Raw genomic sequence first — 23175 nt, forward strand, 5'->3', positions numbered from 1 at the left:
TGTATGAGCAGTTTTTACTAAAACTTTCTCAAAAAAAACCAATCTGGAGCGGGAAACGAGACTCGAACTCGCGACCCCAACCTTGGCAAGGTTATGCTCTACCAACTGAGCTATTCCCGCGTGCCGCTTATAATACATTAAGCAAAACAAGGGTCAACAACTTTATGCAAATAATTATGCTGATTGCATAAAATAAAAACAGAAATGAGCATTTAGAGTTATTTTTATTGATAAGTTGCCGAATAAATAGACATTTTGTTTGAAGTTAAAGCGTACAAGAGCAACTTTTGTTTGTGTGTAGACAGGGTATACTAGGTCTAAATATACGAATAATCGTAAAAGGAAAAGCTATGAGCCTTGAACAACAGTTGATTGAACGGTTACAGACCCTTGCACCTAGCCATTTAGAAGTCATTAATGAGTCTGCCGGCCACGGTGGTTATTTTCCTGGTAAAGAATCCCACTTTAAAGTGATTGTGGTGAGTGAAGAATTTAACGGCTTGCGTTTGGTTCAGCGTCATCAAAAAGTTTATGCCTTGGCTTCTGATTTAATGAATCCAGGACAAATTCATGCTTTAGCAATCCACGCTTATTTACCAAGTGAGTGGCAAGGCCAAGCGCCAGCGAGTCCAGAATGTGCACATGCACCTAAAAGCTAAGGGCTTAGTTTATGGATGCACATTTACTCACTAAAATTATCCATATGACTGCGGTAGCAGCCGCACTTATGGTTTTTGTATTACGCGCTTCTACACTATTTATTGGTGTACAAGGTGAACAACCTAACCCAGCAGGGCGTAAAGCTTTAGTTGCTTTACAGCATTTGTCATTTACCGTGGTTTTCATTACCGGAGCAATTTTACTGGTGATGAAGAACTTTCAGGTGCAGCCATGGTTCTACGCTAAAATTATCTTATTTTTAGTGCTCTTATCATCTTTAATGAAAGCCTTTAAAAAGGATGACACTATTTTACTAGCTCAGCGCCGTGCGGGTTTGGTCATTAGTGCAATCGCATATGTCGCCATTATTATTTTGGTAATAGTGAAACCTGTTTTTGCTTAATTGTTCTACATTCTTTGCCTTTTTGCGTAAGCTCTAGGTTAAACTGCATACAGTAAAAAAATATGTAGAGGGAAACATGCTAACTCGTGTGGTGTTTAACCAAAAAGGCGGTGTAGGGAAATCAAGTATTACTGTAAATTTGGCTGCCATTAGTGCCAAACATGGCTTAAGGACCTTGGTTATCGATCTTGATCCTCAAGCCAACTCAAGCCAATACCTTTTAGGTGAAGAAGCAACATACGCTGCTGATAAAGCAGTTTTAGAACCAAATATTGAAAACTTCTTTGAAGATGTGTTGGGGAATAATCAACAAAAAGGTTTAATTGGGAACGCACTAGGCTCAATTCTAAAAGCTCCACGCAACAAAGATCTCGACAGTTTTGTACATTCTACATCCTTTGCAAAATTAGATGTGCTTCCGGCTAGCCCTACGCTCGGTGCTCTTGAACATGCACTTGAAAGCAAACATAAAATTTATAAATTGCGTGACTCTATTCAAAGCTTGGTTGGGCGCTATGACCGCATTTATATTGACACACCTCCAGCCTTTAACTTTTTCACATTGTCTGCATTAATTGCAGCAGATAAGGTCCTGATTCCTTTCGACTGTGACGTCTTTTCAAAGCGTGCTTTACAAACATTGATTGAAAATGTTCTCGAAACGCAAGATGATCATAATGATCGCTTGGAAATTGAAGGAATTGTGGTGAATCAGTTCCAGTCCCAAGCAAAACTACCTCGGGAAGTGGTTCAACAGTTAAAAGATGAAGGGTTACCCGTGCTCAATAGCATGTTACCGCCTTCGATTTTGATGAAAGAATCACATCAGAAAAATTTACCTTTGGCTCACTTAGCGCCAGAACACAAATTGACTCAGTCTTATGAGGCATTGTTCAGCGAAATTGAACCAAAACGATAAGAGAAAAATGATGAAAGGCTTATATATTGTGCCTTTGGCAGCGGCCACTTTACTATTGAGCGCTTGTGCTACAACGGTAAAACCGACTTATGTGTCTCCGACGCAGTATCAATCTTTGAGTTGCCAGCAGCTACAAAGTGAATATAACCGTATTCAACAATATATCGACAATGGTGTACAGACACCAAAAAGTACAGGTATGGGTGTTGGACTTGGGCTTGGCGGTGGCTGGGGACGAGGCGGTTGGGGATTCGGCCCATCCATCTCTGTCAATATGGGACAATCTTCTTCAACCAAAAACACCGAACTTTCACGTGTATTAGGTCAACAAGAAGCCATTGTTCAGGCTGCTCAGTTTAAGAATTGTCCAATTATTGTTCGGAAAAAGACGAATTAATCATCGGTTTTGTATCACAATATGCTAACTAATTGCATATTGTGATGAATAAAGTTTAGCAAAATGTTTCATAATAAAATTATTATAAATCAATAATTTTTTAAAGATAAGCCTTGGAATAACTTGTATTCTTTCTAATCAGAATACGCTCTAAACTTGCTATATTTTGCCCATTTCGTTTAATGTTGCCGCATCTTTACTAATGTGGAAATTATATGATTGAGAGCTGGTTTTTTGTATTAGCAATGTTGGCTGTTTTACTTATTCCGGGCCCGACAAACGCATTACTTGCAACCGCCGCTCACTCACAAGGTTTATCTAAAACATTCTGGCTTATCCCAATGGAATGGTTGGGCTACGCTTATGGCATTAGTTTTTGGGCAGTGTTCATTCATTTGGCAGATCCGGTTTGGCCTGCACTACTGCTTATTTTGCACATCACTAGCGTATTATATGTATTCTGGATGGCATTCCGCTTATGGAAAACCACTCATTTACAACAATTTAGCCAAAATCATCGTAATATTCGCCCACGTCAATTATTCTTCTCAACTTTAAAAAATCCTAAGTCTTTACTTTTTGCCGCAGGTATTTTCCCCGCTGAAACATGGAATTCGCCTGAAAATTTTCTCATGGTTCTGGCTGCTTTTACTTTGATTCTTATTCCAGCAGCAAGTTTCTGGATGTTTTTCGGACGTGCTTTATTGACGGGATCAATGAAAAAAATAAAGGCCGATCATCTATATAAAGGATCGGCCATGTTACTTATTTTATGTATGCTTCCGGTGGTATTCCGTTTTTTCTAATTGCTCTTTAAACGTTAGCTTTTCGATTTTTTAGCTTTTGACGTATGAAGCCGATCACACCCGGTAAAATACTAATAATAATGATGCCAAAAATAAGGTGGGTAAAGTTATCTTTTACAAGTGGATGTCCACCGAAGAGATAGCCTAAAGTGACAAAAGAAGCTACCCAACAGAATGCGCCAATTACGTTATAAGTTAAGAAAAACTTATAATTCATGCTGCCAGCGCCAGCAACGAAAGGTGCAAAGGTACGAGCAAATGGAATGAAACGTGCAAAAATAATAGTCTTGCCACCATGACGGGCGAAGAATTCTTGAGTCTTAATTAAATGTTGCTTATTAATAAAGCGTGAATTCATCTCAAATACACGTGGACCGATAAAACGTCCAATATGATAGTTCACTGTATCACCTAAAACCGCGGCAATGAAGAGTAGAATGCCCAGTAACCAAGGGTCCATTGTGCCTGTAGAAGCCGCTAAAGCACCTGCTGCGAACAGTAAGCTGTCACCCGGTAAGAACGGCATAACCACTAAACCGGTTTCGACAAAAATAATTAAAAATAAAATGCCATAAATCCACGTCCCGTAATTTGTGATAAATTCGGCGAGATGCTGATCAACGTGTAGAATAAAATCAAGAAGTTCCATGAGATGATTAAGTGGTAAACCGTGCTCAAATCCTAGCAGTGAGCCTATAGAAAGTCAGTATAAAACATCAAAAATATACAAATTGATCATCCTATTTGTGCAACGATATATATGGATTTTGAGTATTTAACTATCAATGTCCCAAACCTAGAATGAGTTCATCAACAAATAAGCATTAAATAAAGGTGGCAATATGTTTAATCCAAATGTGGTGGTCAAAAATATCTTGACGCAACCAGGCGCAGTCAGTTTTATTAGCCTTGTTGCTCGTCTTCTTATCGCTTATATCTTTCTTGCTGCTGGTTGGGGGAAAATTACCGGTTATGCGGCAACTGCAGGATATATGGAAGCAATGGGCGTTCCAGGTGGACTTCTACCATTAGTTATTCTGGTTGAGTTCGGTGGTGGTTTAGCGTTGTTATTTGGTTTCCAAGCACGTTTCGCAGCTTTTGGTCTTGGAATCTTTAGTATCTTAACTGCGTTCTTATTTCACCAAGGTGGGGCTGATGCAGCAGCACAATATAACAATGGCATCCACTTTATGAAAAATCTTGCAATGGCAGGTGGTTTATTTTTCTTGATGCTTCACGGTGCTGGACGTATTAGCCTCGACCATGCAATTGAAAAATAATATCTAAAGCAAAATAAAAACCGGATGATTCATTCATCCGGTTTTTTTATATTTAAAAATTAAAGCATAAACTGGATTTGTAGCTCACCAACAACAAAACCAAGTACTGCGCCTACTGCAATGAGTGCCCACTCATCTTCTTTAAAGGCTGGACGTAGCATACCTTCAAATTCCGAAGGCGTTAATTTCTGCATACGCTCAATCAGGGTATTGCGAATATTCATGGCATCTTCTGCATAAGACTCAACATATTTCATAGTCTCTGGAAGTTGCTGCATGATACGTTCCGCAACCTGAGTTTTCATATTCTGGTATTTTTCTCCACCAATTACATAAACAACGAGAGGGCGGATTACACCTGCTTGCATGTCAATTTCCTGTTTGACATGACGGTTAACCAGCTCAATAACACGTGCAGAGTGAGTACCTGAAAACAACTCTTCCATCATATGGCGTGAAGTCAAAAGTTGTTTGGAAATTAAAGCTGCATAGTCAGCTGCCACTTCATTTTGACGCTTAATAAATAGGCCTTGCCATGTATAGCCCAATATTTTTTTCGGATAGAGGGGTCTAAACATCATTTGTAGGGCAATCCAGTCACTAAAAAAACCTACAAATCCGCCAAACAGAGGTAGCATCCAAGGATATTTTCCTTGTGTGACAATCCAGCAGAGCATCTGGATCACACCAATACCAAAACCAAATACAAAACCAACGTTACTGAAAAACTTAAACTCTTGTTTGCCTACACGTTTAAAAATATTGTTCAGTAGGCGTTTATCTTTAAGTAAATTACTAATGACCAAATGTTTAATATCAAAATATCGATTTACGTCACGTTGCACTTCACTCATGATGTGCTCGACAATTTCCGGGGCTTTTGATTGCACTCTGCGGATCAGTCTTTGGCGGGCAAACTCAGGCATGCCTTCCCATAAGCCTGGTTGATATTCTTGAGCAACCTCACGGGTAATATCTTCTGCTGCTGCCATTAATGGTTTTTCAATTTCTTTAGCAATACGCTTTGGGTCAAGGCGAGCAAAAATTTCTTCGGGCTTAATGAGCTTAGCCGTCATAAGCTCTACAGCAGTCGTTGCCATTTTTTCGGCTTTACGAGGCACAATACCTTGCCAGCCAAAAAACGGTTTAATACCTTTAAATTCAAGTGGTGAAAACATCATTTGAATGGCAATCACTTTAGTGACATAGCCAATTAAACCACTCATGAAAGGAATAGAGACATACAACCAAAAATGTTGCTGGAAATCTGCAATCATAGTTTGAAGCATTGTTGTTCCTTAGATTTCTATTGATTTTGATATGGGGCAACAAGCCATAAAAAACGGATAACTGTTTAAGGTCAGACAAATATCGCTTAATGGTATTTACCTTTCCATGGTAATGCCTGTTTTATCGGGTCATCTTAACATCAAATTCATTATGATGTTGCATAGAATGTGATGAATTTATCAATGTGCAGAAGTTCTAAAGTAACTTTTAGGGTGTTGATAAATATAAATAAATAATATTTTATATCGATTATTCTAACTATTAAAATGATTCTAATATGAAAAAAATAAGATATATGATGATTTGCGGTGCGTCGAAGCGTGAAAAATGTTAAAATGGCGCGCTTAATTCTTTTGCCATTTAGTGGTTTGTCATGACTACCAATACTCAAATTACTGAAGATCGTATCCTGATCCTGGATTTCGGCTCTCAATATAGTCAGCTCATTGCACGTCGTGTACGTGAAGCTGGTGTTTACTCTGAAATGTATGCCTTTGATATGTCTGAAGAAGACATCCGTGCTTTTAAGCCAAACGGTATCATTTTATCAGGTGGACCTGAGAGTGTGCATGAAGAGGGCAGCCCTCGCGCACCGCAAGTGGTGTTTGAATTAGGCGTTCCAGTATTGGGTATTTGCTATGGTTTACAAACCATGTCTGAACAGTTAGGCGGTAAAGTTGAGCCGGGTACTGTACATGAGTTTGGTTATGCCGAAGTTGATATCGTTAAACGTGACCAACTTATTGGCAACTTACAAGACCGCGAAAACCAACTACACGTTTGGATGAGCCACGGCGACAAAGTGAGCCAGATTCCAGAAGGTTTTACGATTACTGCAAGCACACCAAGCTGTCCAGTTGCTGCTGTAAGTGATGAAACACGCCGTTTTTACGGTGTTCAGTTCCACCCAGAAGTAACACACACGGCAAAAGGTGAAGAGCTACTTTCTAATTTCGTTCACAAAATTTGTGGATGTGGTGGCCTTTGGACACCTGAACACATCATCGATTTGCGTGTAGAGCAGTTACGTGAGCAAATTGGTAATGAGAAAGTACTTTTAGGTCTTTCTGGTGGTGTTGACTCATCTGTTGTTGCTGCGCTTTTACACAAAGCGATTGGTGATCAATTAACATGTGTATTTGTTGATAATGGTTTGCTTCGTTTAAACGAAGGTGACCAAGTGATGCAAATGTTTGCTGAAAACATGGGTATTCGTGTTATTCGTGCAGATGCAGAAGCGCGCTTCTTAAATGCTCTAGCTGGCGTTACCGATCCTGAAGCAAAGCGTAAAATTATTGGTCGTGAGTTTATTGAAGTATTTGCTGAAGAAGCACGTAAACTTGATGGCGTGAAATTCTTGGCGCAAGGTACAATTTACCCAGACGTAATTGAATCTGCTGCAAGCAAACAAGGTAAAGCACACGTTATTAAATCTCACCACAATGTGGGTGGTTTACCAGATGATTTAGCATTTGAATTGGTTGAACCTTTACGTGACTTGTTTAAAGATGAAGTACGTAAATTAGGTACTACACTTGGTTTACCGCACAGCATGATCTACCGTCATCCGTTCCCGGGCCCAGGTTTAGGCGTTCGTATTTTGGGTGAAGTGAAAAAAGAATATGCAGATATTCTTCGTCTTGCTGATGATATCTTTATGCAAGAGCTTCGTGACAGCGGTTGGTATGATAAAACAGCTCAAGCATTTGCTGTCTTCCAACCTGTTAAATCAGTGGGTGTAGTCGGTGATGGCCGCCGTTATGCATGGGTGATTGCGCTTCGTGCAGTTGAAACAGTTGACTTTATGACAGCTCGTTTTGCACATTTACCATACGAATTGGTTGATAAAATCTCAACACGCATTATGAACGAAATTAAAGATGTATCACGTGTGGTATACGACGTGTCATCTAAACCACCAGCAACGATTGAGTGGGAATAATCAAATGAAAAGGCAGGATTAAATCCTGCCTTTTTTATATCTGTTTCTTCCGAAGGAGATGAGAGATGTCTGATTTCATTCAGTTAGAATATCTACAAGAAAAATTACAGCAACTTTTAGCGGAATCATTATTTGCAATCTATCTTTATGGTTCAGCTGTTGATGGTGGCTTAGGGCCAGAAAGTGACCTTGATGTTCTGGTCGTGGTTACTCAACCATTAACATCTGCTTTACGCGAGCAGCTTGCACAAGAATTACTAAAAATTTCACAGCCTGTTGGGGAATTACAAAGACCATTAGAAGTTACTATTTTATTAAAAGATGAGATTCAGTCTGGAAATTATCCTTTAAGTTATGAAATGCAGTTTGGTGAATGGCTACGTGAAGAACTTAAAGAAGGTGGAACATTAAGTTCGCAGAAAGACCCAGATATTAGTATATTGCTTAGAAAAGCGAGATCTCATCATACAGTTTTATTTGGTCCAGCTTTAGACCAATGGGCACCTGAAATTTCTGATCAAGAACTATGGCAAGCAATGTCTGATACTTATCCCGAAATTGTAGCTCATTGGGATGAGGATGCAGATGAAAGAAACCAGATTTTAGCTTTATGCCGGATCTATTTTAGTTTAGTCATGAAGGATATTGCTTCAAAAGGCAATGCAGCTCGATGGGTTATGCCTCAGCTTCCTCCTGAGCAGAAATTCGTATTGCAGCGGCTTATACAGGAATATAGAGGGGAAATCGGTAAACAAAATTGGCAAGAGGAACATTATGCTTTGCAGCCTATTGTTAATTTTCTGAGTTCAAAAATTGAAGAGCATTTTGAGCAGAAAAGAAATTTGATCACATAATAATTTTTTAGATTCTGGCTTTTCTTACCGACTTTACTAAACATACGGCTATATAAGAGTGCTTAAGCACTCTTTTTTTATTACTTAGTGTTTAAAGAAAATAATATTAATTTTAATAATTATCAAAGCAATAGGTTAGATTTTATTACTTTTTCTTGATAAAAGATATATTAAGATATATCTTAATAGTTATAAATTGTGCGTATTAGAGAACCTCCAAAGATGAGACAACAATCAGAACATCATCATGCTGAACATAATGACCATCATTACGGCCATCACCGTTCGGGGCGTCGTGGGAGACTTTTTGAAGCTGGACGTATGAAACTTTTAGTCCTTCATCTTATTCAGCAAAGTCCTAAGCATGGTTATGAAATTATTAAAGAAATAAGTGATTTGGTAGGCGATGGCTATACGCCAAGTGCAGGAACAATCTATCCGACTTTAACTAGCCTGGAAGAAATGAACCTCATTAACTTGCTAGATGTAGAGCGTAAACAATATCAAATTACGGAATTTGGGGAAGCTTATTTAAATGAACACCAAGACAAGCTAAGTGGGTTGTTAGAGAAATTGCGTTTGAGACGTGAAATTCACAGTAATGATCAATTAATCGAAATTCACCGTGCCATGGAAAACTTAAAGACGGCTTTACGTTTGAAATTGAATACCACTGACTTGAAGCAAGAGCAGATCTATCAAATTGCTGAAAAAATTGATCAGGCTGCTGTTGCGATTGGGCGTCTATAAATGGGCCTTAAACAGGTTGAAATTATCTAAAAACTATCAACTTTAATAGAGAGTTTATGTATGAAACAGCATCAATATCACGTTACGGTACAACATTTAAAAGATGCCAAAGGCGAAGTTTCTACCTATACGGAACGGCTCGAGTTCTATACAGGTAATCATGACGATATTTTCGAGATTGTTGAAAAGTTAAAGAACGCAGAATTTTTTGATGATCAAACCACAAAGTCTTTTGCAGTCGGTCTAAAGTTATTTAGTGAAGTCATGTTAGAGAATCGAGACCATCCATTGTTTCAAGAATTCTTGCCACAGTTTGGGCAATTTATGAAGAATTTAAAACAACAAGTTAAGACTCAATCACCTTAAGTTGGCCAGATACCTTTAAATTTTCGATTGTTAAAAATTGATTGTCTCATTCATGGCACCCTGTGTATTACTAAAAGACTATATTGAATAATGAGTGTATTGTTAGGATCAGTATAACGACTCATTGCACAAGCATAGGTAAAAGAGAGTAATATCATGAGCAATAATAACGATTACGATATTTCGGATTCAAAGGATTGCGAAAAATTTGCCAATCAATTTATTCAGGAGTTTCCAATTCGCTCTGCCGAAATTGGACAGGGGACGGTGATTAAGCGGGCTTTACCTAGTCGACAAAAACGAATGATTGGGGCATGGTGCTTTTTAGATCATGCAGGACCAGTAACATTTCCTGCCGGCAATGGTTTAGATGTAGGACCTCATCCACATATTGGTTTGCAAACCTTCACTTGGATGATTGAAGGGACCATGATGCATACCGATAGTTTAGGGTCAAAGCAATTAATTCGTCCTAAACAAGTTAATTTAATGACGGCGGGACATGGTATTTCTCATACCGAGGTTGCACCTGATACTGAAACTCAAATGCATGCGGCACAGCTCTGGATCGCATTACCGGACCATAAGCGCAACATGGATCCGAAATTTGAACATTATCCTGAGTTGCCTGTTGTTGAAAAAGATGGTCTAGAATTTACTGTACTAGTGGGTGAATATTTAGAGACGACTTCTCCAGTTGTGGTTCATACACTGTTAGTAGGGGTTGATCTCATTGCTACCCAAGATACTAAGACACGTATTCCACTAAATCCTGAATTTGAATATGGTTTTATAGCATTAGATGGCGTAGCTCATGTGAATGGCCATGAACTTACTGCTGACAATATGGTTGTATTAGATACAAGTTTGAACGAAATTGAGATTGAAGTAAAGAAAGGGAACCGTGTGCTATTAATCGGTGGTGAACCTTTTGAAACTCCGATCTTATTATGGTGGAATTTCGTTGCACGTACGATGGACGATTTAAAAGAAGCACGTGAGCAATGGGTTAATCATGACGTGCGTTTTGGTGAAATTCCAGATTATGTGGGTGCCCGCTTAGAAGCACCAGTTCTTCCAGATCAAATGAGAGCATCAAAATGACAGCAGTAATTGCGAGCAGTAAAGCAAAGCCTCTTGCAGAACAATGGAAAGGTGAAATTACCAGCGGCCGTCATCAATACTTTTGTGATGAGCCTGAAAAGCTAGAAGGGCATGACCAAGGGCCTGCACCTTATGATTTGCTTACCGGAAGTCTAGCAGCATGTACACTTATTACTTTAAGAATGTATGCAAAACATAAGGGTTATGATTTTGGTGAGTACTCGGTTGAAATTGATTTTCATACCAACCGAGAGCATGAAGAACATATCGAGCGTCGTATTGTTTTTAAAGAACTTCCAAACGAAGAACTTCAGCAAAAAATCTTAACGATATGCAGTAAAACTCCAGTCACTAAAACTTTGTTACGTAGTTTAGACATTCATACTGTGCTTGTTACAGCATAAAAATGCTATTTTGTTGCGGTGGATGATTTATATCCATCCCACAAATGGAATAAAACAGCATGTTCACATGCTGTTTTTTATGTAAAAAAGAAAAATAAAAGTAGGCAATACCATGATTAGTGTACACCACCTGGAATGTTCGCGATCGTTTCGGATTTTATGGGCTTTAGAAGAGTTAGGCTTGGATTATGATATTCATTTTTATCAACGTCTTCCGAACTATTCAGCACCAGAAACATTGAAATGTATTCATCCGCTTGGCAAGGCACCTATTTTGACAGATGATGAGCAAGTTATCGCGGAATCGGCTGTTATTTTAGAGTATTTGCAGCAGCGATATGATCAAAAGCAGCAGTTTAAACCTAAGCAAGCTCAGGATTTACAGCAGTATATTTACTGGATGCACTATGCCGAAGGCTCACTTATGCCGTTATTAGTGATGACTTTGGTCATGAACAACGTCAATAAATATGTACCTTGGCTAATTCAGCCTGTGGCAAAGAAAATTACAGAAGGTGTTAAAGCAAATTTTGTTCGTCCACGTATGAAAGACCATATTAGTTTTTTAGAAAATTATTTGGCTGAGCATGAATATTTTGCGGGGGATTTTTCATTTGCAGATATTCAAATGAGTTTTCCACTAGAGGCTCTACAGTCACGTCTTCAAGGTAAATATCCGCATATTCAAGCATTCTTACATCGGATTCAACAAAGACCAGCTTTTCAAAAAGCGAGACAGAAAGGTTTAGGGTCAAACGAAAGAAATTGTGCTGATATATAAAAGAAAAGGAACAAATATTTGTTCCTTTTTTATTACTTAATCTTTATTTGCGTTTAATCACAATAGAGTCAATACCGCTATGCTGCAATGTTTGTTGAGCAGCGAGAGCAGCTTCTTGAGTGTCATATGGACCAGAAATAACACGATACCAAGTTTTTCCATTCTCAGAGCTTTTAATTACATCAGCCGATAAGCCATTTAAAATGATTTCTGCACGTCGAGCATCTGCTTGATCGGGGTCAGTATAGCTTCGAACTTGTAAAATATAATTTGGTTGTTGAGGTATAGCAGCTGTTGAGTCAGTCGTGTTGTCAGTGCTTACACTTGCAGGTTCAGAAGCGGCAGGTTGAGCTGTACTAGGTGCTTCTACAATCATAGCAGTACCCTGATTTTTACTTTCTGGAATTGCCTGTTCCGGAATAGGAGTGACCTGCTGTTGAGGCAATAGATCATAAAAGCGGTAATCTTTATTGGTTTCTTCTTCTTTATAGTGCTCAGAAGTAATCTGGTTTTTTGAGGAAACAGGTTGCCACGGTTTCCAAAGCATGAGCATTACTGCGATACATAAGACCGCTAAAATAGCGACAAGTGTCCCTAACCATTTAGGAATTAAAGGCTTTTTAGGCTTGTTAGGTCTTTCAGATACACCGCGTTGCGTTTTGCCAAACACGTGGATTATTCCTCTGTATTTTGATTGTTTTATTTCGAGTTTAGTTCTCGTTTACTTTAAAACATCGCTTCGCATAGATAGATTTCCTTGCAAAGCGTTATTTCTTACAACATGAAGGGGTATATGGCTTTGACCAAACACCCCAACACTAACTTACATGGCTTCAGGTGCAGAAACACCGAGTAATTCTAAGCCATTGCGCAATACTTGCTGTACATTGATTGAAAGTAATAAGCGTGCTTGTGTAAGTTCAGCATCATCACTTAAAACTTTGTGTTCATTGTACCAACCGTGGAATAGCGCAGCTAATTCTTTTAAGTAGTTACCTACTTGGTGTGGTTCATATGCATTAGCAGCACGTAACACAACGTCTGGATATGCAGCCAGTTTAGCAAGAATTCCAGTTTCTGCATCAAGTGATAAACGTGCAGCATGTGAACGAGCAGCACTTACTTCAAATTGTAAGCCAGTGCTTGCTGCTTTTTCTAGCATACGGCAAATACGTGCATGAGCGTATTGAATATAATACACCGCATTGTCTTTACTTTGTGAAACAGCAAGGTCAAGGTCAAAGTCAATGTGTTGTTCACTTTTACGCATCACGTAGTAGAAACGAGCTGCATCATTGCCGACTTCTTTACGCAAGTCACGTAAAGTCACGAACTGACCTGAACGAGATGACATTTGAACCATCTCACCACCACGCCATAAGCTTACGAACTGAACTAAAAGAACAGTTAATTTTTTCGAGTCATAACCCATTGCATCAATCGCAGCTTTTACGCGAGAGATATAACCGTGGTGGTCAGAACCCCAAATATCAACAAGGTCAGTATAACCACGTTGTAGTTTGTTTAAGTGATATGCAATGTCAGATGCAAAGTAAGTTGTTTGACCATTACGGCGCTTCACAACACGGTCTTTTTCATCACCAAATTCAGTCGATTTAAACCAGATGTTGCCATCTTTTTCATATAAGAAGCCGCGTTGATTCAGTGTTTCTAACGCTTCGTCAATTTTTGCGCTAAGAGATGCTTCACTAAACCATTGGTTAAAGGTTACGCCGAAGTCAGCAAGGTCATCTTTAATATCATCTAAAATGGCATGGAGTGCGGCTTGATGGAATACGCGGTAGCCTTCACCTAATAATTGTTGTGAATTGGCAATTAGGCCATCAATATGCTTTTCTTTGTCGCCAGATAATACGACTTTGTTGCCTTCGCTATCTAGCTCTTCAGCATATTGCACGTCTTCTGGTACATCTTTATAAACATTCGCAACTTCACGAACGTAAGCATCGCCATCTTTATCAATGATGCCTTGTGCGATTTCTTTAACGTAATCGCCTTGATATGCATTTTTAGGGAATACAAGGTTTTGTCCAAGTAATTCCAAATAACGTAAATAAGTAGAAGTCGCCAAAATATCCATTTGACGGCCAGCATCATTTACATAATATTCACGATCAACTTTAGCACCTGTTGCTTCAAGCAAGTTTGCAACAGTCATACCATAAGCAGCCCCGCGGCCATGACCTACGTGTAGGCTAGACGTCGGGTTTGCAGAAACGAATTCAACTTGAATCTTTTTAGCTGCATTTGATTGGCTACGACCAAAGCTTTCTTTTTGAGCCTGAATCTGGTCAAGAATTGCAAAACGTTGATCTGCATTTAAAAAGAAATTGATAAAACCAGGGCCTGCAATTTCAGCTTTGCTGATGTCTGCAACTTCTGGTAGCGCTGCTAGAATTTTCTCAGCTAAATCGCGTGGTTTCATACCAGCAGCTTTAGAGCCGATCATGGCAATATTAGAAGCAAAATCGCCATGGCTTCGGTCTTTGGTGCGTGTTAAATTGCTTGAATTATTCCAATCCGAAGGAAGCACACCTTCTTGCTGAAGGGTTTGCACTGCATGGTCGAGAGCTGCTTGTATTGCCGTATTCATATCAATCGAAAATAGATGTCGCAGAAAAACGTCAAATATAGCAAATTTCCTATGAGTTAGGGGAGTGCATTTAACGCTTTCATTTAATTTCTTTCATGAAGTTTCCGAGAACTATTTTTTTCGTAAATATTAAAAAATAAAATTAGTAAAATTCTAAAAACAAGTAAATTCAAGCTTTCTATGCAATATTTTTGAAATTATAAGATAGTAAAACACTTGGTATTTTTTATGAAAATGTAATACAAGGCAAAAATATAAGATTCTAAGCCAGATATAGAGTTAAGAAAGAATAGATTTAAAAAGATGAAAAATGTAAGTAATTAATTTTTAATATTAATTTTGTTATATGTTTTTTCTAAATAGTATTCAATTTCAATATCACAGTTTAAAATACCTATTTTGTATTAAATAGTCTTAAGCTTACGCATACAACGAGCTTTAGAGAGTGCTGAAACTGTACTTTTCTGAGTTCTAAGCTGGAAAATGAGATAGGCAATGATATCAGGTCACCCAAGTAAACATCCCCTTTATATCCCTTATGCAGGCTATACACTTTTAGAGTTACCCCTTTTGAATAAAGGGTCCGCTTTCACTCAAGAAGAAAGAAGTAACTTTAATTTACACGGGTTACTTCCACATATTATTGAAACTATCGAAGAGCAAAGCCAACGCTCTTATCAGCAATATTGTGCTTTCAATGATGATATTAATAAGCACATCTATTTACGTAATATCCAAGATACCAACGAAACTCTGTTCTACCACTTAATTGAAAATCATCTTGAAGAGATGATGCCAATTATTTACACGCCAACTGTGGGTGAGGCATGTCAACGTTTCTCTGATATTTATCGCCGTCATCGTGGTGTTTTCATTTCATATCCAGATCGTGATGTGATTGATGATATTTTGCAAAACGTTAATAAAAATAATGTCAAAGTCATCGTGATTACGGATGGTGAACGTATTTTAGGTCTTGGTGACCAAGGCATTGGCGGCATGGGTATTCCAATTGGGAAACTTTCGCTGTATACCGCATGTGGTGGTATTAGCCCTGCTTACACATTGCCAATCACAATCGATGTAGGAACGAATAACCCTCAATTATTAAATGACCCGATCTACATGGGATGGCGTCAACCACGTATTAGTGGTGATGAGTATTATGACTTTGTAGATATGGTGATTGAAGCTGTAAAACGTCGCTGGCCAAAAGCACTCATCCAGTTTGAAGATTTCGCACAAAAAAATGCGATGCCACTTTTAGAAAAATATCGCGATAAAATTTGTTGTTTCAATGATGATATTCAAGGAACAGCAGCGGTTTCTGTTGGTAGTTTAATTGCTGCAAGCCGTGCAGCAGGTAAACAATTAAAAGACCAAACAATTGCTTTCTTAGGTGCAGGTTCAGCTGGTTGTGGTATTGCAGAGCAAATCGTTGCACAAATGGTTTCAGAAGGTCTAACCGATGCTGAAGCACGTGCTCGTGTTTACATGGTAGATCGTTTTGGTTTGATTACTGAAAATCAGCCAAACCTATTAGACTTCCAACGTAAGTTAGCTCAAAAAGCTGAAGTAGTAGACCAATGGGGCAATATTGAAGAAGTGATTTCACTGCTTGATGTTGTTAAAAATGCCAAGCCTACAGTATTAATCGGTGTTTCTGGTCAGCCGGGCCTATTTACTGAAGAAATCATTAAGACCATGGCTGCCAATTGTGAACGACCAATTGTGATGCCGTTATCTAACCCGACTTCGCGTGTAGAAGCAGTACCAGCGGATATTGTGGAATGGACTGAAGGTAAAGCATTAATTGCAACGGGTAGCCCATTTGCACCTGTAAATCATCACGGCAAGCTTTATAATATTTCGCAGTGCAACAACTCATATATCTTCCCTGGTATTGGTTTAGGTGTAGTAGCATCAGGCGCTAAACGCGTTACAGAAAACATGCTCATGGCATCAAGTAGTGCTTTAGCAGACTGTTCACCGTTGCTGAAAGATCCACAAGCTGATTTATTGCCACCTTTAGGTGAAATTCAACAAGTGTCTAAAGTGATTGCATTTGAAGTGGCAAAAGCTGCAATGGCAGATGGTGTGGCTGTAACTATTAGTGATGATTTGCTTAAGCAGAAGATTGATCAATCGTTCTGGAAACCAGAATACCGTAAATATAAACGTATTCCTTTCTAAGAATGAGAATGTGAAAAGAGGAGCTTAAGCTCCTCTTTTTTTCTTTTAAGCCACTAAAATTTCTTCTAATAGTTCTTCACTTGGTGCAAAGTAATATGCCCCGTCAAGTGGTGTCACGAAGTGCAATAAGCGGTCATGGATGCCATCCCCACTTGTACCAAACATGCGCTTTAACATCGCATCAATAATGCTCAGGTCTTTAGTGTAAGCAATGAAGAATAAACCTTGATCACCTCGACCGTCACCATAAGGTAAGCTGTGACGTAGGATTTCCATTTCTTCGCCTTCCTCATCTTCAACGACAGTACGAGCGACATGGGCATTTTCCGGTTTAACATCATCATCTAATTCAATAGATTCAAGCTTGGTACGGCCCATGACGTTTTCTTGTGCATCGACTTTAAGTTTTTTCCATTTTTCCAAGTCATGTGCATAGCGCTGTGCAAATATGAAACTACCATCTGCAAATACTCCAGCACTTTCTGGAAGCAGAGCGGTTTCCGCGCGGTCATCTGGGAATTGAGGGTTTTCAGTACCGTCTATAAAACCTGTAATATCTCGACCATCGAAATAACGGAAACAAACACGTTCATCTAGAACTTCAACTTTATCTTTAATACCTTCAAAAAATGCTTGGCTTAATGCAAAACAGATATCTGAACGCATACTGGCAATGTGAATAAGCACATCAGCTGGTACGACAGGCATATTGAATGCACCATTTTCTGGTTCAAGTTGTTTAAAGCCAGCAGGAGATTGACTGTAAAGTTGTTTCCAAAGTTCTGGACCAAAAGCGACTGCTGTTTTGATTTGCGCGTCTGAATGCTGAGTAATGAGACGGTCACGTGTTTCGAATAAAGCTTCGAGTTGTTCTTTTAATTCAGCAATTGTTAAATCTTTTAAACGAAGAACAATAAAACGGGCATGATTAGATGGTAATGGCAAAATGACAGATTGAGCAGTCATTAGAAGATCTCTCCTCAATTATAATTTAGTATGAGCTTCAATTATTGTGCCTGATGCGAAGAGCCGTTAGTAGTCTATTTATTGATTTTATTGTTTGAATTATCACCACGATAGCTTTATAAAACGGTATAATTCCACTTTTATTGCCTATTTTCGCTATGTCTTTGCAAGTTTGGTTTGCTTATATGTTGGCCTGTTGGGTCATTAGTATTTCTCCGGGAGCAGGGGCTATTGCTTCTATGTCGAGCGGCTTAAATTATGGCTTTAGACATGGCTACTGGAATGCAATCGGTTTGCAAATTGCATTGTTAATTCAAATCATGATTGTAGCGGCGGGTGTGGGTGTTCTATTCGCAACGACCCCATTGGCTTTTCAAGCCGTTAAGTGGTTTGGTGTGGCCTATTTATTGTATTTAGCTTATTTGCAGTGGACTGCACCAGTAAAAGACATCGAAATTCAACATGAAAAAAAGAATAAGACTATTTCTGCTCTGCTATTAAATGGATTTGTGGTCAATATCAGTAACCCTAAAGCGATTGTTTTTTTGTTGGCAGTTTTGCCTCAGTTCTTAGATTTAAGTAAACCTCAATGGATACAATATCTGATTATGGCAGCCACTATGGTTACGATTGATTTGATTGTAATGGCTGGATATACAGGGTTGGCTTCAAAAGTTTTAAGATTACTTCGTTCGCCTAAACAGCAAAAATATTTGAACCGTGGTTTTGCTGTCATGTTTAGTTGCGCAGCTTTATTGCTCAGCACAGTTCATCAAGCGACTTGATTTAGGCCGCTTGAGTTTGGTTTTTGATTTTTTGAAGCATGAAAATAAGAGCAAAACTCAACGCCATACATAAAACAATACTGAGGCCAGTTGAGATATTAAGTGCTGCGCTTGACCATAGGCCAACACTGACACCGAGTTGAGCTAAAACAAAAGCCCAAATAACCATTTGCTTTGGTGAATGAGCGAGTAGTCGAGCGCTCAACGCTGGAATAACCAGTAAAGCACCCATTAAAAGTGAACCTACTGCTCGTAAAGCTAAAACTGTAAATAAGGCTAGCAGTAACATAAAAATGAGACGCTGCCATTTCGCATTTACCCCTTCACTAATCGCAATGTCCGGATCAATGGCAATTTGAATTTGAGGCTGCCAAAAGCGATAAAGAATGGCGAGTGATACTGCAATAATTAATGTGAAAACAGGTAGGTCTGGCCAATCAATACTTAATAAGTCACCAAACAAATAACTCAAAAGTTCTGGTCTTAAACTCGGAACATGTTGAATAAACAGAAGGCCACTACATAGTAATGTTGCTGAGCATAAGGCAAGTAGAGCATCGTTCGGTAAACGATTGTCATGTAGCGCCCATAAAATAGCGACTAATAAAATAGCCGTACCGGCTACGCCAAGCCAGAGAGGAAGGCTTAAGGCACCGGCAATTGCTACCCCAAGTAAGGTTCCATGTGCCATGGTATCTGCAAAAAAAGACATACGTCTCCATAGCATGAGACAACCAAGTGGTGCGGTCAAAAAGACCAATAAGGTTCCCATAATCCATGCGGGCAACAATAATTGTAACCATTCCATCATGGCTTAAGCTTCCGGTTCTGGGTGAATGTGAGGTCTACTATTGTGAGGGCAGGGGTGTGCTGCATCACCATGTGCACAGTGGTCATGATGGTGCTGGTAAAAAACTCGCTGAGTGCCAAATATTGCCTGATACTCAGGATGCTGCTGAATATTTTCAGGTAAACCGCTGCAACATATATGTTTATTTAAACAAACAACTCTATGCGTCCCTTGCATAACCCATTGTAAGTCATGTGAAACAATTAAAATGGCGCAACCATAACGCTCCGGCAGACTACGTACATATTCATAAAGCTCAGCTTCAGATTGAATATCTAGACCCTGCATCGGTTCATCAAGAACGAGAATATCTGGCTTCCTAAGTAAAGCACGTGCAAGCAGGACACGTTGGCGCTCTCCACCAGAAAGCTGTTGTACTTTTGATCGTTGTAGCTTGGCAATACCAGTATCTTGAATAATTTCTTGGCGAAGGGCAGGGCTACATTTTTCAAGATCTAATAAATCTTGTACCCGTAAAGGAAGACTATGAGAGGGATTAAACTTTTGAGGGACATAAGCCATTTTTAGTTTTTTATCGCTTATGACACGCCCACTACTTGGTTTTAAAATTCCAAGTAGAACTTTAATTAAAGTCGACTTACCTGCACCATTGGGACCAATTAAGGTCACAATTTCATTTTGATGCAGATCAAAATCGACTTTTTTTAATATATCCCGATCATCACGATGAACAGAGACCTGTTCAAGTTGAATCAATACAGGATTTAGCGAGCTGTGCGGCACTGCTGGCATTTCCCCGAAATTTCTATAATGCTGTGTTGTGCTGCGAAATCATCTAAAGCTGCAAGTTGGTCAAGTTGTTGGGTTAGACCTTGTGAAGATGCTTCTTTAACCGTGTGACATTCGGTACAAATCAGGAATGCAGCCTGATGACCTTCACGTGGGTGGCAGCATGGTATGTAAGCATTAATAGATGTTAAGCGATGAATAAGACCCTTTTCTAATAAAAAGTCTAAAGTTCTATAAACAGTAGGAGGGGCGGCAGGGCGATCTGTTTGACTTTTAATACGTGCTAATAAGTCATAGGCACCCATAGGACCTGAAGCATTTAAAATGAGTTCAAGAACTTCTTTACGCAAAGGCGTAAGGCGTGCACCGACCGCAGTACATAAAGTTTCTGCTTCAGCTAAACGACTTGCGACATTATGGTGATCATGTACACCATGCAAAGAATCATGATGTTCATGCATGCAAGAACTCATAGACATAACCTCAAATTTTTAATGGAATATTAGCATGAAGCGATGCTTCATTCGATTAATCTTAGGTATTTTTGTAACTTTGTTATATTATAACATGCTTCGAGCTATTACTAATTGATGGTCTGTCATGTTCCGCGTTTTTGTTTTCAGTATGTTCTCTCTTATGAGTACGTTAGGTTGGAGTCAGGGTTTGGTTGTCTCTACGCACCCAATCTATTTGATTGCAAAAGAAATTACCAAAGGAGTTGAAGAACCCCAGTTATTGCTTCAAGGGCAAAGTGGGCATGATGTACAGTTAACACCGGCACACCGTAAAGCAATTAATGATGCTTCTTTAGTGATCTGGTTGGGGAAAGCTCATGAAGCTCCACTCAACAAATTACTAAGTAACAATAAGAAAGCAATTGCTTTGTTAGATAGCGGTATTCTTTCTATTTTGCCGCAGCGCAATACACGTGGGGCTGCGCTACCAAATACTGTGGATACGCATGTCTGGCTAGAACCAAACAATGCGGTACGTATTGGCTTTTTTATTGCAGCTTTACGTTCACAACAGCATCCTGAAAACAAAGCGAAGTATTGGAATAATGCGAATACATTTGCACGAAATATGTTGCAGGCGGCTCAAGCTTACGATAGCTCAAGCAACGGTAAACCGTATTGGTCTTATCATGATGCTTATCAATATTTGGAGCGTTCGCTAAACTTAAAGTTTGCGGGTGCTTTAACGGATGATCCGCATGTAGCTCCTACAGCGGCACAAATAAAGTACCTTAATGATAGTCGACCAAAAGCTCAGATGTGTTTACTTGCAGAAAGTTTTACAACAAAAGGGCAATATCAAAAACTGGGTAGTATTACCTTCCAACCCGTTGATGAAAGTATGAATAATGAAGATAATTTTGTAACAGCATGGAAGAAACTGGCGATAAAAACTGATAAATGTGTATTAAATACGCAAAAGTGAGATAAAAAGTAAACAAAGGCTGACTGTAGCGTCAGCACCACCTGTCACGAAAAACCCCGACTAAAGTCGGGAAAAGATTGCATGTTCAGGGGTGTAACTCTATAATGCCTGCGATTAAAAGCGATCATCAGCTAAACTTGTCAAGCATTTATGCTGTGAGTGGATAAAAATGAGCCAAACTAGTCGCTTGATTGACCGACGATTAGCAAAAGCTTTGGTCTTCTTACAAGCATGCATGATCCCTGTTTCCGCACTTGTGGCGTGGAGCATAAAAGACATGACAGCAGCATTAAGTGCGGCACTTGGTGCATTGGTCTGCTGGCTTGCTACGAGCTATTTTGCGTGGCAATCCTTCAGAACGGCAGGTGCGAGAGCATCTAAACAAGTGCTGTCTAACATGTATAGGGGCATGTTAGGCAAATTTGCAATCATGATCGTTGGATTTATTTTGATTTTGAGCAATGTTAAACCTTTATCACCGTTAGCATTGCTGTTTGGTTTTATTCTCGTTCAAGCGATGTCGTGGGTTGCTCCTTTTTGGGTGTCACGTCTACAAAAACGGGTATAGAAACAAGAAGAATTGAAGATTTTTTGGAGGGTGGCGAGATATCGACAGTACGCTGATGTTCGTTTCCCTTCTTTTTAGTAATTGACATTGACCAGGTGTGATTTATGGCTGCTGAAGAACATGCCCTCACTTCGACAGAGTATATCAAGCATCACTTGACCAATATGACCTATGGCAAAATGCCAGATGGTACATGGAAATTGGCTGAGACTGCTGAAGAAGCTCATTCGATGGGGTTCACTGCAATTCACTTGGATTCAATGGGTTGGTCAATTGGCCTTGGTGTGATTTTCTGTTTGTTATTTTGGATAGTTGCGAGAGCTGCAAATGCTGGCGTTCCAACAAAGTTCCAATCTGCAATTGAAATGATCATTGAGTTTGTTGACTCAAGTGTCCGTGATACTTTTCATGGCAAATCACGTTTAATCGCTCCACTTGCACTCACTATTTTCGTGTGGATTTTCCTCATGAACTTAATGGACTTGATCCCAGTTGACTGGATTCCTCAAGTTGCTGCATTTGTGGGTGCTAACGTATTTGGTATGGACCCTCACCACGTTTACTTCAAGATCGTTCCATCTACAGATCCAAACATTACCCTTGGTATGTCTTTATCTGTGTTTGTACTTATCTTGTTCTACAGCATCCGCGAAAAGGGTGTTGGCGGTTTCGTAGGCGAGTTGGCACTTAACCCATTTAACCCAAGTAATCCAGTTGCAAAAGCGTTGCTTATTCCAGTGAACTTGATTTTGGAATTGGTAACATTCCTTGCTCGTCCTATTTCATTGGCTCTCCGACTATTCGGTAACATGTATGCCGGTGAGTTGATCTTTATCCTGATCGCATTATTGCCGTTCTGGATTCAATGGGCGTTATCTGTGCCTTGGGCGATCTTCCACATTCTTGTAATCACGTTGCAGGCATTCATCTTTATGATGCTTACCATCGTTTACTTGAGCATGGCAAGCGAAAAACATTAATGGTATTGCCTAACTGTCAAACGATGGTTGGGCTGAATTTTTTTAATTTAATTTGGTAATAACCTAACCTCTG

At 39.3% G+C, this 23175-nt stretch carries 26 protein-coding genes and 1 tRNA gene; 18 read left to right on the top strand and 9 right to left on the bottom strand.

Translation table 11 applies throughout. The annotated features are described in order from the left end of the window. Nucleotides 1-44: 44 nt before the first annotated feature. Nucleotides 45-120, bottom strand: a tRNA-Gly gene (locus R5R67_RS13995). A 230-nt stretch (nucleotides 121-350) separates the two neighbouring features. Between R5R67_RS13995 and R5R67_RS14000 the strand changes: the two genes are divergently transcribed. The 5 genes from R5R67_RS14000 to R5R67_RS14020 all read left to right on the top strand — a co-directional run bounded on the left by R5R67_RS14000 (nucleotide 351) and on the right by R5R67_RS14020 (nucleotide 3185). Then, complete coding sequence (locus R5R67_RS14000; RefSeq protein ID WP_000051228.1) at nucleotides 351-659, top strand: BolA family protein; 309 nt, start codon at nucleotides 351-353, stop codon at nucleotides 657-659. An 11-nt stretch (nucleotides 660-670) separates the two neighbouring features. Then, complete coding sequence (locus R5R67_RS14005) at nucleotides 671-1063, top strand: SirB2 family protein (RefSeq protein WP_002124772.1); 393 nt, start codon at nucleotides 671-673, stop codon at nucleotides 1061-1063. 76 nt (nucleotides 1064-1139) lie between these two features. Further along, the gene (locus tag R5R67_RS14010) at nucleotides 1140-1982 is read left to right on the top strand and encodes a ParA family protein (RefSeq protein WP_000957990.1); all 843 of its coding nucleotides are present in this window, start codon (nucleotides 1140-1142) and stop codon (nucleotides 1980-1982) included. A 10-nt stretch (nucleotides 1983-1992) separates the two neighbouring features. Further along, the gene (locus R5R67_RS14015; RefSeq protein WP_000677531.1) at nucleotides 1993-2379 is read left to right on the top strand and encodes a hypothetical protein; all 387 of its coding nucleotides are present in this window, start codon (nucleotides 1993-1995) and stop codon (nucleotides 2377-2379) included. 215 nt (nucleotides 2380-2594) lie between these two features. Continuing rightward, nucleotides 2595-3185: a LysE family translocator gene (locus R5R67_RS14020; RefSeq protein ID WP_000573143.1), complete on the top strand. Its 591-nt coding sequence runs from the start codon at nucleotides 2595-2597 to the stop codon at nucleotides 3183-3185. A gap of 7 nt (nucleotides 3186-3192) precedes the next feature. Here R5R67_RS14020 and R5R67_RS14025 read toward each other — a convergent pair whose 3' ends face one another. Beyond that, nucleotides 3193-3834 carry a DedA family protein gene (locus tag R5R67_RS14025; RefSeq protein ID WP_000421344.1) on the bottom strand — a complete coding sequence of 214 codons (642 nt, stop codon included), beginning with the start codon at nucleotides 3832-3834 and terminating at the stop codon, nucleotides 3193-3195. A 193-nt stretch (nucleotides 3835-4027) separates the two neighbouring features. On the opposite strand from R5R67_RS14025, the gene R5R67_RS14030 reads away from it, so the two are divergent. Then, entirely contained in the window at nucleotides 4028-4465 is a 438-nt protein-coding gene (locus R5R67_RS14030) for a DoxX family protein (RefSeq protein WP_005137604.1), read from the top strand. A 59-nt stretch (nucleotides 4466-4524) separates the two neighbouring features. Here the strand turns inward: R5R67_RS14030 and R5R67_RS14035 are convergent, their stop codons facing one another. Then, the gene (locus R5R67_RS14035) at nucleotides 4525-5742 is read right to left on the bottom strand and encodes a DUF445 domain-containing protein (protein WP_169538974.1); all 1218 of its coding nucleotides are present in this window, start codon (nucleotides 5740-5742) and stop codon (nucleotides 4525-4527) included. Between the two features lie 386 nt (nucleotides 5743-6128). On the opposite strand from R5R67_RS14035, the gene guaA reads away from it, so the two are divergent. The 7 genes from guaA (at nucleotide 6129) to R5R67_RS14070 (ending at nucleotide 11956) form a co-directional block, all read left to right on the top strand. After that, a complete protein-coding gene (gene guaA, locus R5R67_RS14040; RefSeq protein ID WP_000210750.1) occupies nucleotides 6129-7697 on the top strand; it encodes a glutamine-hydrolyzing GMP synthase in 1569 nt (522 codons plus the stop codon). Nucleotides 7698-7762: 65 nt separating this feature from the next. After that, the gene (locus R5R67_RS14045; protein ID WP_005137601.1) at nucleotides 7763-8551 is read left to right on the top strand and encodes an ANT(3'')-II family aminoglycoside nucleotidyltransferase; all 789 of its coding nucleotides are present in this window, start codon (nucleotides 7763-7765) and stop codon (nucleotides 8549-8551) included. Between the two features lie 222 nt (nucleotides 8552-8773). After that, nucleotides 8774-9301: a PadR family transcriptional regulator gene (locus R5R67_RS14050; RefSeq protein ID WP_017725338.1), complete on the top strand. Its 528-nt coding sequence runs from the start codon at nucleotides 8774-8776 to the stop codon at nucleotides 9299-9301. 60 nt (nucleotides 9302-9361) lie between these two features. Further along, nucleotides 9362-9667: a DUF3861 domain-containing protein gene (locus tag R5R67_RS14055; RefSeq protein ID WP_000809284.1), complete on the top strand. Its 306-nt coding sequence runs from the start codon at nucleotides 9362-9364 to the stop codon at nucleotides 9665-9667. 156 nt (nucleotides 9668-9823) lie between these two features. Continuing rightward, nucleotides 9824-10771 carry a pirin family protein gene (locus tag R5R67_RS14060; RefSeq protein WP_017725339.1) on the top strand — a complete coding sequence of 316 codons (948 nt, stop codon included), beginning with the start codon at nucleotides 9824-9826 and terminating at the stop codon, nucleotides 10769-10771. Further along, nucleotides 10768-11175, top strand: a complete 408-nt coding sequence (locus R5R67_RS14065) for an OsmC family protein (RefSeq protein ID WP_000127662.1) — start codon at nucleotides 10768-10770, stop codon at nucleotides 11173-11175. Before R5R67_RS14060 ends, R5R67_RS14065 begins: the two co-directional genes overlap by 4 nt. 112 nt (nucleotides 11176-11287) lie before the next feature. Then, on the top strand, nucleotides 11288-11956 hold the full coding sequence (locus tag R5R67_RS14070) for a glutathione S-transferase family protein (RefSeq protein ID WP_000626447.1): 669 nt from the start codon (nucleotides 11288-11290) through the stop codon (nucleotides 11954-11956). Nucleotides 11957-11999: 43 nt separating this feature from the next. Here the strand turns inward: R5R67_RS14070 and R5R67_RS14075 are convergent, their stop codons facing one another. Then, nucleotides 12000-12626, bottom strand: a complete 627-nt coding sequence (locus R5R67_RS14075; RefSeq protein WP_004740931.1) for an SPOR domain-containing protein — start codon at nucleotides 12624-12626, stop codon at nucleotides 12000-12002. A 153-nt stretch (nucleotides 12627-12779) separates the two neighbouring features. Next, nucleotides 12780-14570 (bottom strand): arginine--tRNA ligase, encoded by a 1791-nt coding sequence (gene argS, locus R5R67_RS14080; protein WP_017725340.1) that lies wholly within the window; start codon nucleotides 14568-14570, stop codon nucleotides 12780-12782. A gap of 495 nt (nucleotides 14571-15065) precedes the next feature. On the opposite strand from argS, the gene R5R67_RS14085 reads away from it, so the two are divergent. Then, complete coding sequence (locus tag R5R67_RS14085) at nucleotides 15066-16763, top strand: NAD-dependent malic enzyme (protein ID WP_000623101.1); 1698 nt, start codon at nucleotides 15066-15068, stop codon at nucleotides 16761-16763. Between the two features lie 45 nt (nucleotides 16764-16808). Here the strand turns inward: R5R67_RS14085 and R5R67_RS14090 are convergent, their stop codons facing one another. After that, on the bottom strand, nucleotides 16809-17729 hold the full coding sequence (locus R5R67_RS14090; RefSeq protein WP_000126816.1) for a Dyp-type peroxidase: 921 nt from the start codon (nucleotides 17727-17729) through the stop codon (nucleotides 16809-16811). Between the two features lie 158 nt (nucleotides 17730-17887). On the opposite strand from R5R67_RS14090, the gene R5R67_RS14095 reads away from it, so the two are divergent. Next, on the top strand, nucleotides 17888-18514 hold the full coding sequence (locus R5R67_RS14095; protein ID WP_005135900.1) for a LysE family transporter: 627 nt from the start codon (nucleotides 17888-17890) through the stop codon (nucleotides 18512-18514). A gap of 1 nt (nucleotide 18515) precedes the next feature. Here the strand turns inward: R5R67_RS14095 and znuB are convergent, their stop codons facing one another. From znuB to R5R67_RS14110, 3 genes are read right to left on the bottom strand one after another with little or no spacing between them, the layout of a single operon-like run. Next, nucleotides 18516-19325 (bottom strand): zinc ABC transporter permease subunit ZnuB, encoded by an 810-nt coding sequence (znuB, locus tag R5R67_RS14100; RefSeq protein ID WP_000970833.1) that lies wholly within the window; start codon nucleotides 19323-19325, stop codon nucleotides 18516-18518. Between the two features lie 3 nt (nucleotides 19326-19328). Then, nucleotides 19329-20117, bottom strand: coding sequence for a zinc ABC transporter ATP-binding protein ZnuC (gene znuC / locus R5R67_RS14105; RefSeq protein WP_001112008.1), 789 nt, complete (start codon nucleotides 20115-20117; stop codon nucleotides 19329-19331). Beyond that, the gene (locus R5R67_RS14110) at nucleotides 20090-20587 is read right to left on the bottom strand and encodes a transcriptional repressor (RefSeq protein WP_000093118.1); all 498 of its coding nucleotides are present in this window, start codon (nucleotides 20585-20587) and stop codon (nucleotides 20090-20092) included. The genes znuC and R5R67_RS14110 overlap by 28 nt, the downstream gene beginning before the upstream one ends. Before the next feature lie 127 nt (nucleotides 20588-20714). On the opposite strand from R5R67_RS14110, the gene R5R67_RS14115 reads away from it, so the two are divergent. The 3 genes from R5R67_RS14115 (at nucleotide 20715) to atpB (ending at nucleotide 23102) form a co-directional block, all read left to right on the top strand. After that, nucleotides 20715-21554: a metal ABC transporter solute-binding protein, Zn/Mn family gene (locus R5R67_RS14115; RefSeq protein ID WP_000490209.1), complete on the top strand. Its 840-nt coding sequence runs from the start codon at nucleotides 20715-20717 to the stop codon at nucleotides 21552-21554. A gap of 169 nt (nucleotides 21555-21723) precedes the next feature. After that, nucleotides 21724-22122, top strand: coding sequence for an ATP synthase subunit I (locus tag R5R67_RS14120; protein WP_000084237.1), 399 nt, complete (start codon nucleotides 21724-21726; stop codon nucleotides 22120-22122). 104 nt (nucleotides 22123-22226) lie between these two features. After that, nucleotides 22227-23102, top strand: coding sequence for a F0F1 ATP synthase subunit A (atpB, locus tag R5R67_RS14125; protein WP_000718586.1), 876 nt, complete (start codon nucleotides 22227-22229; stop codon nucleotides 23100-23102). The last annotated feature ends 73 nt before the right edge of the window (nucleotides 23103-23175 follow it).

Origin of the sequence: Acinetobacter sp. OYA S30, assembly GCF_033599315.1 — a bacterium.
Classification (GTDB): Bacteria; Pseudomonadota; Gammaproteobacteria; order Pseudomonadales; family Moraxellaceae; genus Acinetobacter; species Acinetobacter baumannii.